This is a genomic window from Phytoactinopolyspora halophila (genome assembly GCF_003287285.1).
Taxonomy (GTDB): domain Bacteria; phylum Actinomycetota; class Actinomycetes; order Jiangellales; family Jiangellaceae; genus Phytoactinopolyspora_A; species Phytoactinopolyspora_A halophila.
The window spans coordinates 120,785-137,231 of record NZ_QMIG01000004.1; the positions used below are offsets into that span (position 1 = coordinate 120,785).

Annotated in this window: 12 protein-coding genes; 1 reads left to right on the plus strand and 11 read right to left on the minus strand. The window is 66.8% G+C overall.

The window, feature by feature from the left end; all coding sequences use genetic code 11:
* Positions 1–139: 139 nt before the first annotated feature.
* From rny to DPM12_RS07150, 8 genes are all read right to left on the minus strand, one after another.
* Complete coding sequence (gene rny, locus DPM12_RS07115; RefSeq protein WP_112257604.1) at positions 140–1,723, minus strand: ribonuclease Y; 1,584 nt, start codon at positions 1,721–1,723, stop codon at positions 140–142.
* Between the two features lie 334 nt (positions 1,724–2,057).
* Complete coding sequence (locus DPM12_RS07120) at positions 2,058–2,660, minus strand: regulatory protein RecX (protein ID WP_211658572.1); 603 nt, start codon at positions 2,658–2,660, stop codon at positions 2,058–2,060.
* Positions 2,661–2,680: 20 nt separating this feature from the next.
* Complete coding sequence (gene recA, locus DPM12_RS07125; RefSeq protein ID WP_112257605.1) at positions 2,681–3,721, minus strand: recombinase RecA; 1,041 nt, start codon at positions 3,719–3,721, stop codon at positions 2,681–2,683.
* 222 nt (positions 3,722–3,943) lie between these two features.
* Positions 3,944–5,512: an amidohydrolase gene (locus tag DPM12_RS07130; RefSeq protein ID WP_112257724.1), complete on the minus strand. Its 1,569-nt coding sequence runs from the start codon at positions 5,510–5,512 to the stop codon at positions 3,944–3,946.
* A gap of 91 nt (positions 5,513–5,603) precedes the next feature.
* Positions 5,604–6,440, minus strand: coding sequence for an ABC transporter permease (locus DPM12_RS07135; protein WP_211658576.1), 837 nt, complete (start codon positions 6,438–6,440; stop codon positions 5,604–5,606).
* On the minus strand, positions 6,437–7,270 hold the full coding sequence (locus DPM12_RS07140; RefSeq protein WP_211658578.1) for an ABC transporter permease: 834 nt from the start codon (positions 7,268–7,270) through the stop codon (positions 6,437–6,439). Before DPM12_RS07140 ends, DPM12_RS07135 begins: the two co-directional genes overlap by 4 nt.
* Positions 7,270–8,211 carry an ABC transporter ATP-binding protein gene (locus DPM12_RS07145; protein ID WP_112257606.1) on the minus strand — a complete coding sequence of 314 codons (942 nt, stop codon included), beginning with the start codon at positions 8,209–8,211 and terminating at the stop codon, positions 7,270–7,272. The genes DPM12_RS07140 and DPM12_RS07145 overlap by 1 nt, the downstream gene beginning before the upstream one ends.
* A 143-nt stretch (positions 8,212–8,354) precedes the next feature.
* On the minus strand, positions 8,355–8,549 hold the full coding sequence (locus DPM12_RS07150) for a DUF3046 domain-containing protein (protein WP_112257607.1): 195 nt from the start codon (positions 8,547–8,549) through the stop codon (positions 8,355–8,357).
* Between the two features lie 123 nt (positions 8,550–8,672).
* On the opposite strand from DPM12_RS07150, the gene DPM12_RS07155 reads away from it, so the two are divergent.
* Positions 8,673–13,325, plus strand: coding sequence for an ATP-dependent helicase (locus tag DPM12_RS07155; protein ID WP_211658580.1), 4,653 nt, complete (start codon positions 8,673–8,675; stop codon positions 13,323–13,325).
* A gap of 85 nt (positions 13,326–13,410) precedes the next feature.
* Here DPM12_RS07155 and DPM12_RS07160 read toward each other — a convergent pair whose 3' ends face one another.
* From DPM12_RS07160 to DPM12_RS07170, 3 genes are all read right to left on the minus strand, one after another.
* On the minus strand, positions 13,411–14,274 hold the full coding sequence (locus tag DPM12_RS07160; RefSeq protein ID WP_112257609.1) for an LLM class flavin-dependent oxidoreductase: 864 nt from the start codon (positions 14,272–14,274) through the stop codon (positions 13,411–13,413).
* The gene (locus DPM12_RS07165; protein ID WP_112257610.1) at positions 14,267–15,871 is read right to left on the minus strand and encodes an MFS transporter; all 1,605 of its coding nucleotides are present in this window, start codon (positions 15,869–15,871) and stop codon (positions 14,267–14,269) included. Before DPM12_RS07165 ends, DPM12_RS07160 begins: the two co-directional genes overlap by 8 nt.
* A 61-nt stretch (positions 15,872–15,932) precedes the next feature.
* Positions 15,933–16,289, minus strand: a complete 357-nt coding sequence (locus DPM12_RS07170; RefSeq protein WP_112257611.1) for a DoxX family protein — start codon at positions 16,287–16,289, stop codon at positions 15,933–15,935.
* Positions 16,290–16,447 lie beyond the last annotated feature (158 nt).

The following is a 16,447-nucleotide window of genomic DNA, read 5'->3' on the forward strand; positions in this document are numbered from 1 at the left end:
GTGCCGGGCGTGACCACATCATCCCGGGCGGTCACGGTCTGCGGGCGTGACCGCGTGCTGGGCGGTCACCGCGTGCCGGCACGGCGCGCCGTCACCGCCCTCACACCACGTCCCGGCGTTCACACAGCTGGCTGCCGAACTAGCGGGCGAACTCGCTTGCCCGGGACTCCCGGACAACCGTGATACGAATCTGACCCGGATAGGTCAGTTCCTCCTCGACCTGCTTGGCGATATCTCGGGCGAGCACCTGGGCCTGGAGGTCGTCGACCTCGTCGGGCTGCACCATGACCCGTACCTCGCGTCCGGCCTGCATGGCGAAGACCTTCTCGACGCCCTCCTGCGCCATGGCGATCTCTTCCAGCCGCTCCAGGCGCTTGACATAGGCTTCCAGCGACTCGCGCCGGGCACCCGGGCGGCTCCCCGAGATCGCGTCCGCCGCTTGGGTCAGCACCGCCTCGACACTGCGGACCTCGACCTCGTTGTGATGTGCCTCGATGGCGTGCACCACGTCATCGCTTTCACCGTAGCGCCGGGCGACTTCCGCACCGATCAGTGCGTGGCTTCCCTCGACCTCGTGTGTCAGGGCCTTGCCGATGTCATGCAGCAGGCCGCAACGTTTCGCCAACTGGACATCCAGGCCGAGCTCCGCGGCCATGATTCCGGCCAGATGCGCCGATTCCAACAAGTGCTGCAGCACGTTCTGCCCGTAGGACATGCGGTATCGCAGCCGTCCCAGGAGCGCCACGAGATCCGGGTGGACGTCCGAGATGCCCATCTCGACGAGCGCGTCTTCACCAGCGCGCTGGCAAACGTTCTCCACCTCCGCCTTGCTCTTGTGGTATTGCTCCTCGATCCGGTGCGGGTGGATCCTTCCGTCGAGCACCAGCTCTTCGAGTGTCATGCGGGCGATCTCGCGCCGCACGGGATCGAAACACGAGAGCAACACCGCTTCTGGCGTGTCGTCGATGATGACGTTGACACCGGTGATCTGTTCGAAGGCCCGGATATTGCGTCCTTCACGTCCGATGATCCGGCCCTTCATCTCGTCACCAGGCAGGTTAAGCACCGACACGACCGCCTCGGCAGTCTGTTCCGAAGCGAGCCGCTGGATCGCGAGCGTGATAATCTCCCGTGCCCGCGCCTGCGCCTGCTCGGTTGCCTCGCGCTCGATGTCACGTGCCTTGATCGCGGCTTCTCGCTTCGCCTGACCTTCGATGACCTCGACAAGTTCCTTCTTGGCGTCCTCCGGGGTCAGCCCGGCGACCCGGGCGAGCTCGGCTTGCCGGGAATTCTCCAGCTCCTCGAGCTCGACGAGCTTGGCCGCGACCGCAGCTTCCTGTCGGGACAGTTCATATTGGCGACTCTCCAGGGCACGGTTCTCGACGTGTAACCGCGCCTCTCGTTGACCCAGTCTTGCCTCGCGTTGTTCAAGATCCAGACGTTTCTCGCCGAGCTCGGAATTGATCTCGTCCACATGCTGCTCGGCTTGTTCGGTCTCGGCCTGCGCGTGAGCCCGCAGCTCATCGGCCTCGCGCTGCGCCTCTTCCCGGATCGAGGCAGCCTCTTGCCGGGCGGCCGCCAACTCCGCGGAATGCTGCTCCTCCAGCTCCCGCTCGGCCTTCGACCTGCGCTTGGCCGAGCGGCGGAGAAGTTCGACGAGGACCAGAACAACTGCGACGGCAATAACCGAGCCGACGATGAGAATCGCAGTTGCAGTCTCCATCGTCAGCTCCCTTGCATACGCGCCCTGCAGTGGACGCAGCTGTGGTGGAAACCGCTCTACGACCGCGCCAGCACGGCAACGAAGCTCCGGCGGCCATCCACCCGCAGAGGGCGCTACTCGAGTGTGCTACCGGCCAAGCCAGCACACTCACCACAGACATAGCCGCCATAAAAGCGGTTCGCCCTCACCCGATGAGTGGATAGTGCCGTATCTACTGCTCCTTATGTGTCGTATTGCTATGTCGAACCGCAGTCGCGGAGTTCTTTCCACCTTTTATATTGAGGCTACGTAAGGGCGAACACGAGGTCAAGGCAGGGCCGCCTCAGTATGAAGATCATTCGTCCTCGTCAGGAGGCTCGAACGACAGCTCCGTTTCGTCCACGCCTTCCGCTTCGAGACACTCCCGCACCACCCGATACGCCAAGCCAGCCGGATAGCCTTTTCGGCCAAGCATGCCGACCAGGCGCCGGGTTCGCGCGGCCGGCTCAAGCCTTCCGGTACTGGGCAGACGTCGCGCCACCAGGGCGCGCGCTGCTTCTTCCTCCTGGTCCGCAGAGACGACTTCTACCGCTCGCTCAGCAACCTCGGGTTCCACACCCCGGTTGCGAAGCTCTTGCGCCAGAGCTCGCCGCGCCAGGCCGCGGCCCGAGTGCCGGGACTCCACCCAGGCCGCGGCAAACGCTGCGTCGTCAATCAGCTTCACGTCGCTGAACCGATCGAGGACGCGATGGCGTACGTCGTCGGGCACACCCTTCCGTGCCATCGCCTCATCGAGCTGCGCACGAGTCTGCGGGGCAGCAGCCAAGCGGCGCAGCGCTACCGCTCGTGCCATCTCCTCCGGATCGGTTCCGGCATCGTCGCGCGCGGAGTCATCATCGCCATCACGATCGGCGTGACTAGATGCTTCGGATACCGTCGGATGTTGGTGATATGTCATCAACACTCCATACGGCGTGTTCAGAAGTCTGCCGCAGACTCGTCATCGGCCTCCGCGTCGACTCGTGGCCCGACACCGAGCTTCTCCTTGATCTTCTTCTCGATGCCGTCGGCGAGATCGGGATTCTCCTTCAAGAAGTTACGGGCATTCTCCTTGCCCTGCCCCAGCTGATCGCCCTCGTAGGTGTACCACGCGCCGGACTTGCGGACGATGCCCTGCTCAACGCCAAGATCGATCAAGCTTCCTTCGCGGCTGATTCCCTCACCATAAAGAATGTCGAACTCCGCCTGCTTGAATGGAGGGGCAACCTTGTTCTTGACTATTTTGACTCGAGTTCGATTTCCGACGGCGTCGGTTCCGTCTTTCAACGTCTCGATTCTGCGAATATCCAGGCGAACAGAGGAGTAGAATTTCAGCGCCTTTCCTCCGGTGGTCGTCTCCGGCGAACCAAAGAAAACACCGACCTTTTCCCGAAGCTGGTTGATGAAAATCGCCATCGTCTTGGATTGGCTCAACGCACCGGCGATCTTGCGTAGCGCCTGGCTCATCAGCCGGGCCTGCAAGCCCACGTGGCTGTCACCCATCTCGCCCTCGATCTCGGCCCGCGGCACCAGCGCCGCCACCGAGTCGATCACGATGACGTCCAACGCTCCGGAACGGATCAGGGTGTCCGCGATCTCCAGCGCCTGCTCCCCCGTGTCTGGCTGGGAGACCAGCAGCTGATCCGTGTCCACGCCCAGTGCCTTGGCATAGTCGGGATCGAGCGCGTGCTCGGCATCGATGAAGCCCGCGACGCCGCCCAACTTCTGAGCATTGGCCACCGCATGCAGTGCCACCGTCGTCTTCCCACTGCTCTCGGGGCCATACATTTCGATCACCCGGCCGCGTGGCAGACCACCGATGCCGAGCGCCACGTCGAGCGAGATGGAACCCGTGGGAACGACCTCTACCGGTGCCCGGGTTTCCTGTCCCAGGCGCATGACCGAGCCCTTGCCGTGTGCACGCTCGATCTGCGCCAGAGCCGTGTCGAGAGCCTTCTCGCGATCTGCGGGAGCTGCCATAGATACCACCTGGGATTGACGAGCCGCGCCGCGGCCCTGATTACGTTTGGCCATCAGTTGAGACGTTACGCGCTCGCACCGACAAGGTCGACGGCCTCACCGCGCCCTGTGGACAAGCCTTCACCGTCTCGACGGCATCCACCGTATACCGAAACTCTGTTCGAAGGCGCGCGACACGCCCACCCACGCCTCCTCTCCCATGATCATGAACACGTACACCCCCTACAGGGTCGACAAGTGTTCACGATCATGGGAGAGGGTCGCGAGGATCGGGATGTCCGCAAGCGACGAGGACGACACCCGGCGCGGGTCCTCACCGAGAACGACAAGATCCGCGAGCTTTCCCGGTTCGACACTGCCCACCAGGTACTCGACCCCGCACACCTGGGCCGCGGTCCTCGTGTACGCCGCCAGGGCCTCCTCTACCGACACCGCCTCGTCCGGCCCCACCGGACGACCACTCGAGCTCATCCGTTCCACCATGGCCTGAATTCCCCGCAACGGCGCGCCATCTGCGACGGGCCGATCCGAGCTTCCGGCCAGCGGCACACCGCGATCGAGAAACGAGCGCATCCGATACAGCCACGCGCTACGTTCCTCCCCCATGACGCGCATGTAGTCGTCGCCGAAGACATTCAGGAACGTCGGCTGGACCACAGCGCTCAGCCCAGCCGCAGCGAACCGCTCCATCTGATCCGGCCGGACCAGACCGCAGTGTTCGATCCGATGCCGGGCGTTCTCCCGCGGCCATGCTTCCTGCGCCCACTGCACCGCCGCGATCGCCTGATCGACGGCGCGGTCACCGATCGCGTGCATCGCCAGCTGCCAACCACCTCGATGCGCATCGGCGACGAGCTCGGCCAGCTCGTCGCCGGTATAGTTCAACCGTCCCGATCCGCCGTCGAGGTACGGCTCGGTCAACGCCGCCGTACGCGCCGACATCCCGCCGTCGAGCCACATCTTCAGCGCGCCCACGGAGAGCCACTCGTCGCCCAGCCCGGTCCGCAGTCCGAGATCGAGCGCGCGGGGAACGCCGTCGGCGGGATCGGCACCGGACTGCCGCAAGACGCTGGCCGGAACCATCGCTTGCACCCGCACCGGGAGCCGACCACGTTCGCGGGCACTCTGGTAGGCGCCCAGCTCGACCGGCGAGAACCCGGCCAGTCCAGCGGCGATACCCGCGTCGGCGCACATCGTGACGCCCTGTGCCCGGCATTTCCGGCCCGCCGCTTCGATCGCGTCCACGATCTCCTCGACGCTGTAGGGCAGGCGCCGCGTCCGGACCAGCATCATCGCGTCCTCCAAGAAGACGCCGGTGGGCTGGCCGTCGCCGTCTCGCACGACGCCGGCGTCGAACGATGCCAGCTCCCCGTCGGGAATCATGTCCAGCACGGCGCGGGAGACGAGACAGGCGTGTCCGGAGATGTGCGACGCGAGCACCTTGCGCCCCGCCGCCACGGGCTCCAGGTCCCGCCACGTCAGGTGTTCGCCGAGCGGGCGTTGGTCGTAGCCGACGACATCGACCCACTGTCCCTGCGGCGTGGCCGCCACCGCCCGGGCCACCGCATCGAGCACGGCGTCGCGGCTAGCACATCTCGACAGGTCGACCTGCTGACTCGCCGTGCCGGTCCAGGTCAGATGCGTATGCGCATCGACGAAGCCCGGGATCACCACCGCACCGCCGAGATCGTGTACCTGTCCGGCCGGCATGGCCGAGACGTCATCATCGAGCCCGACGATGCGGCCGTTCCAGATACCGATGCTCGTCGCCGTGGGCCGCCACGGATCCATCGTCAGCACGCGGCAATTGGTGATCAGCACGTCCAGCTGCACGATCGGTCTCTCCTCGCACGTTGTCGATCTCTCGATGGAACGCGGCACCTCAGGTCAGCAGGAGCCGCTCCACCCTCCGGGCGGCGAACGTGATCCCGACGAGCCCCATCATGACGAGATACAGAACGTGCACCACGAGCCCCACGCCGACATCTCCCAGCATCAGGCTACGAACCAGCGACGCGCCATGGTAGAGCGGCGTGGCCTGGACCACCCACTGGAGTGCCTCGGGGTAGGTGCTCAGGGGGAAGAACGTCGCCGAGAAGAGAAACATCGGCAGGATCGAGATGTTGACGTACTCGAAGTCCTGCCAGCTGCGCATGAACGTGGTCAGCGCCATCCCGGCGGAGGCGAACGCGAACCCGATGAGTGTCGCCGTGGGAATCGCGAGCACGGCCCACCAGGACCGTGCCATGCCGCTGACCGCGACAACCAGGAGGAATGTCGTGGAGTAGAGCGAGCCCCGCAGCAATGCCCATGCGATCTCGCCCACCGCGACATCACGCGGGCCGAGGGGCGTGGCCAGCACGGACTCGTAGAGCTTGGTGTACTTCAACTTGAAGAAGACGTTGAACGTCGCGTCGAAGATCGCCCCGTTCATCGCTGCCGCCGCCATCAGTGCCGGTGCGACGTACGCCGCATATTCGATCATCCGGCCGCCACCGGCATCGACCTGGCCGATCAGTGCGCCCAGACCCACGCCCAGCGAGAACAAGTAGAAGACGGGCTCGAACAAGCCGCTGACCAGCGTGATCCAGCGGCTCCGATAGGCACGAATGTTACGTTCGACGAGCGCACGCGCCATGCTGGCTCCCGCGGGGAACGGCACCATCCGCCCCAGCCGCTGGACGGCACCACCTCGCGGCGATCGCTCAAGCGCGCTCACAGTATCAACCTCTTTCGCACGCTCATCAGCGCCAGCTGGATTCCGATCCCGGCCAAGACCACGAGGTAGGCGACATGTGCCGCGGCACCCGCGAGGGTCATCGTCTCCAGCGCCAGCCCGCGGCACAGCTCGACGGCGTGCCACAGCGGCGTGATCCGCGCGATCAATTCGAGCGCCGTAGGCAGCTGTTCGACAGGGAAGAACGTGCCGGAGAACAGGAACATTGGCAGCACGATGAAGCGAAACAGCATGTTGAAGCCGGACTCGTTGCGCTGGCGCGCCGCAAAGGCTACGACCGGTGCCGCGAAAGCCAGACCGGTCAACACGGCCACCGGCAGCGCCAGCAGTACCCACCATGACGTGATCGCCCCGAAGAGCGTCGCGATCGTCACGAAGATGGTACTGGTCATCGCCACGCGCATCATCACGAAGACCAGGTGGCCGAGGACGATATCCGGAATGCCCAGGGGTGCCGCCAGCATGGCATGGTATTGCCGCTGCCACTTGATGGCACCCAAGACCGGGAACGTGGACTCGAAGACCGCTGTCTGCATCGCCTGGGCAGCCAGAATGCCCGGGGCGAGGAACAACAGGTAGTCGACCCCCTCGATGCCGCCACTCGTACCGGCGTCAACGAGCGTGCCCAATCCCATCCCCATGGCCAAGAGGAAGAACAACGGCTGGAGAATGCCGCTGATGATCGTTCCACGCCACACCCGGCGATAGTGCGCCAGCCAGTGCGCGAGTGCCCGATTCCACATGCGGCCCTCACGCGGCTGATCTGGAACGGGTTCGTGAGGTTCGGGGGATCTCGCGTCGGTGACAGCCATCAATCGATCAACGTCCGGCCGGTCAGGTGGAGGAAGACGTCCTCGAGCGTGGCACGGCGCACGAGGGTGGACAGTGGTGCCAGGCCACGCTCGTGCACGATCTTGGCCGCAGCGTCGCCGTCGTCGGTGTAGAGCAGCAGCCGGTCCGGCAAGACCTCGACCCGTGTGGCCAGGTCGCTGACCTTGGCCTCGTACAGTTCGTGATCATCTGTGGCGAGCCGCAACTCGAGCACTTCTCGGGTGGAATGCTCCGAAATGAGCTGCCGTGGTGATCCTTCGGCCACGATCCTGCCGCCGTCCATCACCACGAGCCGATCACACAGCTGCTCCGCCTCGTCCATGTAGTGCGTGGTCAACACGAGCGTGACTCCGGAACGTTTGAGCCGGAACAGCCGGTCCCACAACGCATGCCGGGCCTGGGGATCGAGCCCGGTGGTGGGTTCATCCAGCATGAGCAGCTCGGGCTCGTTGACCAGCGAACGCGCGATGGTCAGCCGCCGTTTCATCCCGCCGGACAGGGGCTCGACCAGCTCGTCTGCGCGCTCGCTGAGCTGGGCGAACTCGAGCAGTTCGGTAGCTCGCTCCCGAATGACCGAGCGCGGCAGCCCGAAGTAGCGCCCGTAGACCAGAATGTTCTCGCGTACCGTCAGCTCCTCGTCGAGCGTGTCACGCTGGGGCACGACGCCGAGCCGTCCGCGGATCTGCGAGCCGTGGGTGATGGGATCCATCCCGAGGACTCGCAGGGTGCCGCCGCTCGGCGGTGACACGCAGCCGATCATGCGCATCGTCGACGACTTCCCGGCGCCGTTCGGGCCCAGGAAACCGAATGCCTCTCCCCTGCGCACTTCGACATCGATGCCATCGACGGCGGTGAAGTCCCCAAAGTGCTTCGTCAGGCCCCTCGCCGCGATCAGCGGCGGATCATCCGGTTGAGCTACCACGTACCAGGACGTTACCCGTCGTAGCCGACAAACTCACCGGAGTTTCGCTCAGAGCTTCCCCCTTCCGCTGATCATGAACACTAGTCGACCTATGTACTCGCCTAGTGTTCATGATCAGCGGAAGGGGGAAGCGGTGGGGCGAGTCACCGCTCGCTCGGGGGCAGGCGCAACGCCTCGCAGACCGCGCGCCAGATCTCCTTGGTCTCTATACCTGCCTCCAGCGCCTGGTACACCGTCCGCCCGCCCAACGAATCGAGTATGTAGTCACGTGCCCAGGAATCGGCATAGGTAGGTCCGAGGTGGAGTTCCATCCGTTCCCAGAATTCGGTCAACCGCACGCGGCAAGTATCTCCAAGGCGGGACGCGATGGTGCAAGTGGCACCGCAACGAAGCTACGCGGGTTTCGACGCGACACCATGAGAAGCTACGCGGGTGTCGGTGCCGCACGGCACGATAGATGTATGGACAACGTCCTGGAGATGTTCGGTCCGGCCACCCGAGCCTGGTTCGCGGGCTCGTTCGGAACGCCCACGCCCGCACAGGAGGGCACCTGGCAGACCGTCGCTGCCGGGCGGAATGCGCTGGTCGTGGCGCCCACCGGGTCCGGCAAGACGCTCGCGGCCTTTCTCTGGGCACTCGACCGGATCGCCACCGATCCGGCGCCAGCCGACCCGACGCGCGGCTGCCAGGTGGTCTACGTATCCCCACTCAAGGCGCTCACCGTCGACATCGACCGCAACCTGCGTGCACCCATGGAGGGCATCGCCAGGATGAGCGAGGAGCTGGGGCTGGCCGCGCCCACCATCACCACGGCCGTGCGCACCGGGGACACGCCAGCCGAGGAACGGCGCCGCTTCGCCCGGCGGCCAGCGGACATCCTGATCACCACGCCGGAGTCGCTCTTCCTGATGCTCACATCCCAGGCACGCGACGCGTTGCGCGGCGTGCGGACCGTGATCGTCGACGAGGTCCATTCCGTCGCCGGCACCAAGCGCGGCGCCCATCAGGCGCTGTCGCTCGAACGCCTGGACGCACTGCTCGACCGGCCCGCGCAGCGGATCGGGCTCTCCGCCACCGTGCGGCCAGTCGAAGACGTAGCCCGGTTCCTCGGCGGATCGCATCCCGTCGACGTCGTGGCACCGGATACCGGCAAGGAGTGGGACCTGCGGGTGGTGGTCCCGGTGCCCGACCTGTCCGAGCTCGACGCCGTGGGCCGGGACGACGACACACCCGGCGGCTCCATCTGGCCACACGTCGAGCAACGGGTCGCGAGTCTCATCCAGGAACACACGTCCACGCTGGTGTTCGCCAACTCGCGCCGGCTGGCGGAGCGGCTGACCAGCCGGCTGAACGAGATCGCCGAGGACACGCCGCAGGCCGACCGGTCGCCGGCGGATATCGTAGCGCAGGCCGGCACGGCGCACGGAGCTTCGAAGACACTCGCCCGGGCCCATCACGGGTCGGTGAGCAAGGAACAGCGCGCGCTCATCGAGGACGATCTCAAGTCCGGGCGGCTACCGGCCGTGGTGGCCACCAGCAGCCTGGAGCTGGGGATCGACATGGGCGCGGTGGATCTGGTGGTCCAGGTCGAGGCGCCGCCGTCGGTGGCCAGCGGCGTGCAACGCGTCGGGAGGTCCGGGCACCAGGTCGGTGCCATCTCGCGGGGCGTGCTCTTCCCCAAGTATCGCGGTGACCTGGTGCAGACCGCCGTGGTCTGCGAGCGGATGCGGGCGGGCCAGATCGAGGAGCTCCGGATCCCGCACAACCCGCTCGACGTTCTCGCCCAGCAGATCGTCGCGATGGTCGCCATGGACGACTGGCGCGTGGACGAGTTGCTGGAGCTGATCCGCCAGGCTCACCCGTTCCACGAGCTGCCCGAATCGTCGTACCGGGCGGTTCTGGACATGCTCGCCGGACGCTACCCGTCGGACGAGTTCGCCGAGCTGCGCCCGCGGCTGGTCTGGGACCGCGACGCCGGTACGCTGAGCGGCCGGCCCGGCAGCCAGCAGCTCGCCGTCACCAGCGGGGGCACCATCCCCGATCGCGGCCTCTACGGCGTGTTCCTGGCCGGAGCCGACACCAGGCGAGGCAACGCCCGGGTCGGCGAGCTCGACGAGGAGATGGTGTACGAGTCGCGCGTCGGCGACGTGTTCTCGCTCGGCGCCACCAGCTGGCGGATCGAGGAGATCACGCACGATCGCGTGGTGGTCTCTCCCGCGCCGGGCCGGCCCGGCCGGTTGCCGTTCTGGAAGGGCGACACCATCGGCCGGCCTGCCGAGCTGGGCACGGCCGTCGGGGCATTCGTCCGGGAGGTGTCCCAGGCCGCGGAGCCGGACGCCCGGGTACGCGCCGAACGGGCCGGACTGGACGCCTGGGCCACTGACAACCTGCTCGCATACCTGCGTGATCAGCGCGCCGCCACCGGACACGTACCCGACGATCGCACCATCGTGGTGGAGCGGTTCCGCGACGAGCTCGGCGACTGGCGACTCGTCGTCCATTCCCCGTATGGCGGCCAGGTCCACGCACCCTGGGCGCTGGCACTCGATGCCCGGCTGCGCGAGCGCTACGGCGTCGACGTCCAGGCGGTTTACGCCGACGACGGCATCGTGTTGCGCATCCCGGACACGTTCGACAGCGTGGACGCCGATCCGGAAGCCGGTGCGCCCGACGTGGACCTCGTGGTCCTGGATCCGGACGACGTGGAAGATCTGGTGACCGCCGAGGTCGGTGCGTCGGCGCTGTTCGCGGCCCGGTTCCGGGAGTCGGCGGCCCGGGCGCTGCTGCTCCCGCGCCGCCAGCCCGGTCGCCGATCTCCGTTGTGGCAGCAGCGGCAGCGCTCGGCGCAGCTGCTCACGGTCGCCGCGAAGTACGGCTCGTTCCCGATGCTGCTGGAGACGATGCGCGAGTGCTTGCAGGACGTCTACGACCTGCCCGGACTCGTCCAGCTGATGCGAGACGTCGCCAGCGGTGAGATCCGCGTCGTGGAGGTGGAAACGCCGCAGGCGTCACCCTTCGCCCGTTCGCTGCTGTTCGGATACGTCGGCGCCTTCATGTATGAGAACGACTCGCCACTGGCGGAGCGGCGCGCGCAGGCGCTGACCCTGGACTCCGCGTTGCTGGCCGAGTTGCTCGGCCACGCCGAGCTGCGCGAACTGCTGGATCTCGGCGTCATCGAGCGCACCGAGGCCGAGTTGCAGTGGCTGGTGGACGAACGCAAGGCCGGCGACGCCGAGGCCGTCGCCGACCTGCTCCGGCTGCTGGGGCCGCTGTCCGCGGATGAGGTCGCGGATCGGTGCCAGGAGCCCGATGACGCCGGCGCACACCTGCGCGAGCTCGCCGCCCAGCGGCGGGTGGTGGCGGCTCCGATCGCTGGCGAAGAGCGCTGGGCAGTGATGGAGGACGTCCCCCGGCTGCGCGACGCCCTCGGCGTACCGGTGCCGGAGGGCGTCCATCCCGACTTCTTGGAGCCGGTACCCGATCCCCTCGGTGACCTCGTCGCCCGCTACGCGCGCACGCACGGCCCGTTCCACGCCGACACCGTGGCGCGGCGCTTCGGCCTGGGCCGCGCCATCGTGCATGGTGCACTGCGGCAACTCGTCGTCGACGGCCGGCTCGTCGAGGGGCAGCTGCGGCCCGGCGAGTCCGGCACCGACTGGTGCGATGCCGACGTCCTACGATTGCTGCGACGCCGCTCGCTGGCGGCGCTCCGGCAGGAGGCGGAGCCGGTCGAGCCGGCTGCACTGGCCAGATTTTTGCCAGCCTGGCAGTCGGTGGGCTCCGACCTGCGAGGCCCGGAAGGCGTGCTGCAGGTGGTCGAGCAGCTGGACGGCGTCGCGGTTCCGGCCAGCGCGCTCGAACGGCTGGTGCTGCCTGCGCGGCTACCCGAGTACAGCCCGGCCTGGCTGGACGAGCTCACCACGACCGGCGAGGTCATCTGGTCCGGCCGGGGCGGCATCCAGGGCGGCGACGGGTGGGTGTCGCTGCACCTGGCCGACACCGCTCCGTTGACGCTGCCCGATCCCGACGACGTGCCCGACGAGCCGGTGCACCGGGCGCTCTTCGATGCGCTCCAGCACGGTGGTGGCTTCTTCTTCCGCCAGCTGGCGGACGCCGTCGTGGTGAGCACCGGACGTGGTGGTCCAGGCACGGCCGGCGGCCAGCACGCACCCGGCGAGGGCCCGGAGTCGCTCGCCGACGTCGCCGACGCGGTGACCAGACCCAGCTCGCTGACCGACCAAGATGTGGTGGATGCGCTGTGGGACCTGGTGTGGGCCGGGCTGGTCACCAACGACACGCTCGCCCCGCTGCGCACGTCGCTCTCCGGGCCGTCCGGGGTCCGCAGCAGGAGCCACCGCCAGCAGGCGGCGCCGTCCCGGTCGCGCTACCGGCGGACCCGGCGTCCGGCTACGCCCGCCCGTTCCGGGCCGCCGACCGCTGCCGGGCGCTGGTCGCTGCTGCCCGAACGTGATCTCGATCCCACGCGCCGGGCGCACGCGGCCGCGGAAGCGTTGTTGGACCGGCACGGCGTAGTGACGCGCGGCGCCGTGGTCTCCGAGCGGCTGCCCGGTGGCTTCGCCGCGACATACAAGGTGCTCGCGGCGTTCGAGGAGTCGGGCCGGGCCCGGCGCGGGTATTTCGTCACTGGACTCGGAGCCGCCCAGTTCGCCACCGTCGGCGCCGTCGACCGGCTGCGGGCGTTTGCGGGCTCGGCCAAGCACGCCCGTACCGGGTCGTCGTCGGCTGCCGTTGTGCTCGCTGCGACCGACCCGGCCAACCCGTACGGCGCTGCTCTGCCGTGGCCGGACCGCCCGGATACGGCCGACAGCGGGCACCGCCCCGGGCGCAAGGCCGGGGCATTGGTTGTGCTCGTCGACGGCGAGCTGGCGCTCTATGTCGAACGCGGCGGCCGGACCCTCCTGTCCTGGACGGATGATCCCGACGCGCTCGGCCGGGCCGCTCGCGCGCTTGCCGACGCCGTGCGCCGCGGCGGCCTCGGCGGCTTGCGCGTGGAACGGGCGGATGGTGAGCAGATCACCTCGACACCGCTGGGCGAGGCCCTCACCACGGCCGGTTTCTACGCCACCCCGCGCGGCCTCCGCCTGCGCAGTTGAAACGTGGTCACCTTCTCGGAACTCGCGCCGATCCGGAACCAGTACGTCCGGAACGACCTCTCGTGGAGCGTGGGCTGACGATCACCTAGCGGCCTGCGCGCTCCTTGGCGACCAGTTCCTTTACGGCCGGAGAGATCTCCTTCGCAAGCTGGTGGATTGCACGCGGATCGCGTGCATCGACGGTGAAGACGCTGATGCCGTCTTGGAGGGCGAGCTCGGCGATCTGTTCGACTGGTAGGAGTTCGCCCAGGTTGAGCAGACGCCGGACGTCCTGCGGCGAGCGACCGGCGTGGATGGCGGCCTCGTCGATGGTCGCGTTGCCCTCGGCGAGCGTGATCGGTCCGTGTTCCTCCAGTGCGGGCAGGGACGGCCACCAACCGTCGGCCATGCGTCCAGTTAGGCGGAGCATCCGCGGCTTGTATGCCCCGGTCCAGATGCCGATGTTGTGGCTGGGACGGGGACCTGGCCGCGCGCCGCGAACCTGGTAGTGGTTCCCATCGACGTGCACACCGCCAGAGGTGTCGACATCCCAGATCCCTCGGATAACCTCGATCGCCTCCTCCAGGGCATCGACCGCCTCGCCGGGTGAGCGGCGCGGGCCGCCCATCGCCTCGATCCCGTCCCATATCGCGCCCGCACCGAGGCCGAGTTCGAACCGGCCTCCGCTGAGGATGTCCAGGCTTGCTGCGCTTCGCGCCAGGATGGCAGGTTGCCGTAACGGAATGGGGTGGACGCTGGCCGCCAGCCGGATCTGTGTGGTGCGGCCGGCGAGGTAGCTGAGCAGTGTCCAGGTGTCGAGGAACGCGGGGTGGTAGGGGTGATCGGAAATGGCAGCCAGATCGACACCAGTTTGATCGGCGAGCTCGGCGAGCCGCACCACAGTTGATGATTGGTGACTGTACGAATCGATGCCTGCACCGAATAGCAGGTCGTGTCCATAGTCAGGCAAGGTTGGCTCCTTCGTTGGTTTCGGATGTGTCTGATGTGGTTGGTTTCCCGCTGGGTGGAACCTGTCGCAGCACCGAGAGTGCGACGACAGCGAACGCGAGCGCGGCAGCCGCACCTACCCCGGCGATGACGTTCAGGCCGTTTGTGAAGGCCTCACGGGCAGACTCCAGCACGTCGGTTGCCAGGACATCCGGCAGGTGGTCGGCCGCCGCAACGGCACTGGCGAGAGTGTCACGGGCGGCTTCGAGAGCGTCGGCTGGAACATCAGCGGTCACACCGTCGGTGCTCTGCCCCCGATACACGGCAGTACCTACGCTGCCGAGCACGGCGACACCCATGGCGATACCGAGCTCGCCGCTGGTCTCCGACATCGACGATGCTGATCCTGCCCGCTCTGGAGGGGCAGACCCGACGACGAGGTAGGTGCCAAGCATCGCCAGTGGTCCAAGTCCAAGGCTTGCCACGGTGTACCCGGTGACCAGTACGGTCAGCCCACCCTGACTCGGCAGCTGAGTGAGGATCAGGAACCCGGCGGCGGCGACCAATAGCGAGGCCGCGATGACCGAACCCGGGCGGATCCGTTGCATCAGCTGCGGAGCGACCATGTTTCCGATCAGCAGACCCGCCATTGGTGGCAGCATCCATAGCGCCGCGCGCAGCGGCGTCAGCCCTTCGACCAGTTGGAGGTACTGCGTGACGAACAGGAGAGCACCTCCCATGATCAGCGTGGCCAGCAGGATCACACCCACAGCGGCACTAAAAGATCGGTTACGGAAAAGGGTCAGATCGACCAGGGGCTGGCTCCGAGCGGTCGTCGCTTGGGCGAGGATGTTCTGCCGGCGGACGAAAAGGGCAGCGAACAGCACGCTCGTCGCTATGGCCAGCACGGGTTGCAGCCCGATGCCGTCGGCCGTCAGCTCCTTGAGGCCATAGATCGCCGGGAGAATTGCCACGAGTGACAAGCCAACACTCACCAGGTCGAGTTTCCCGGCCTGCGGGTCGCGGAACTCAGGTAACAACACCGGGCCAGCCGCCAGCAGCAGCACCATCACGGGCACACCCAGCAAGAACACCGAGCCCCACCAGAACTGCTCGAGGAGGATTCCGCCAACGATCGGCCCGGCAACTCCACCGACCAGGAACGCACTCATCCACACCGCAATAGCGGTGCCGCGCTGCTTGGCGTCGGCAAACATATTGCTGATCAACGCCAGAGTCGATGGCATCAGCGTCGCCCCCGCGATGCCGAGGATCGCCCGGGCGGCAATCAGCATCTCCGGGCTCGTCGCGTATGCGGTCAGAATCGAGGCCAGCCCGAATGCAACGGCGCCGGTAAAGAGCAGGCGACGCCGGCCGATCCGGTCGCCCAGCGTCCCCATGGTGATGAGGAATCCAGCGATCATGAAGCCGTATATATCCGTCATCCACAGCAGCTCGGTACTGCTCGGGGCCAGATCAGCAGTCAGGTGCGGGAGTGCCAGGAAAAGGACGTTGTTGTCCAGTCCGAGGAGCAGTGTGGGCAGCGCCAGCACGGCCAGCCCGATCCACTCACGGGCGCTGGCCCGCCTCGTTGTCGGTGGTTTCACGTCGGTAGTCATGAGTACAGCCGTTCTCGTATCGGGGTGGTGGACTGCCGTTCAGGCCATGTGCCGGGACAGCTCAGAGAGTCGCGAGCCCCAGCACCACAGGAGTCATTGAGGCCAGCACGAGAACGGTTGGCACCGGTGTGCCTTTGACGTCGTTGACGCGCAGGTGCGAGACGACGGCGCCGACGAAGAAGAGGACCAGGCCGACGCCCGCGGCAATGCCAAGCGGCCGGTAAGCGATGCCCGCCAGCAATCCGAGGGCGCCCGCGATCTTCAATATCGCCAAGATCGGGAACCAGCTATGTGGGACGCCTAGCCTGGTCAGGGTCTCCGTGATGTCCGGTTCCTTGACGAGCATCGACCGCCCGGAGAACACCAGCGCGAACGACAACAGGACGGTCAATGAGATGTACGCAATAAACATGGTCATATATACACCGTAGAAAGCATTAAGTATATGACCAATGATTTATTAACTCGTTTTTCTGCGCAATCGTCTATATTGCGTTGTCTAACGTAGTCTTCCGGTATGGCCGCTCCAGTGCGCCCGTGGAGCTAGACGTCGATACGCCAGGCGTGGCTGCTGGC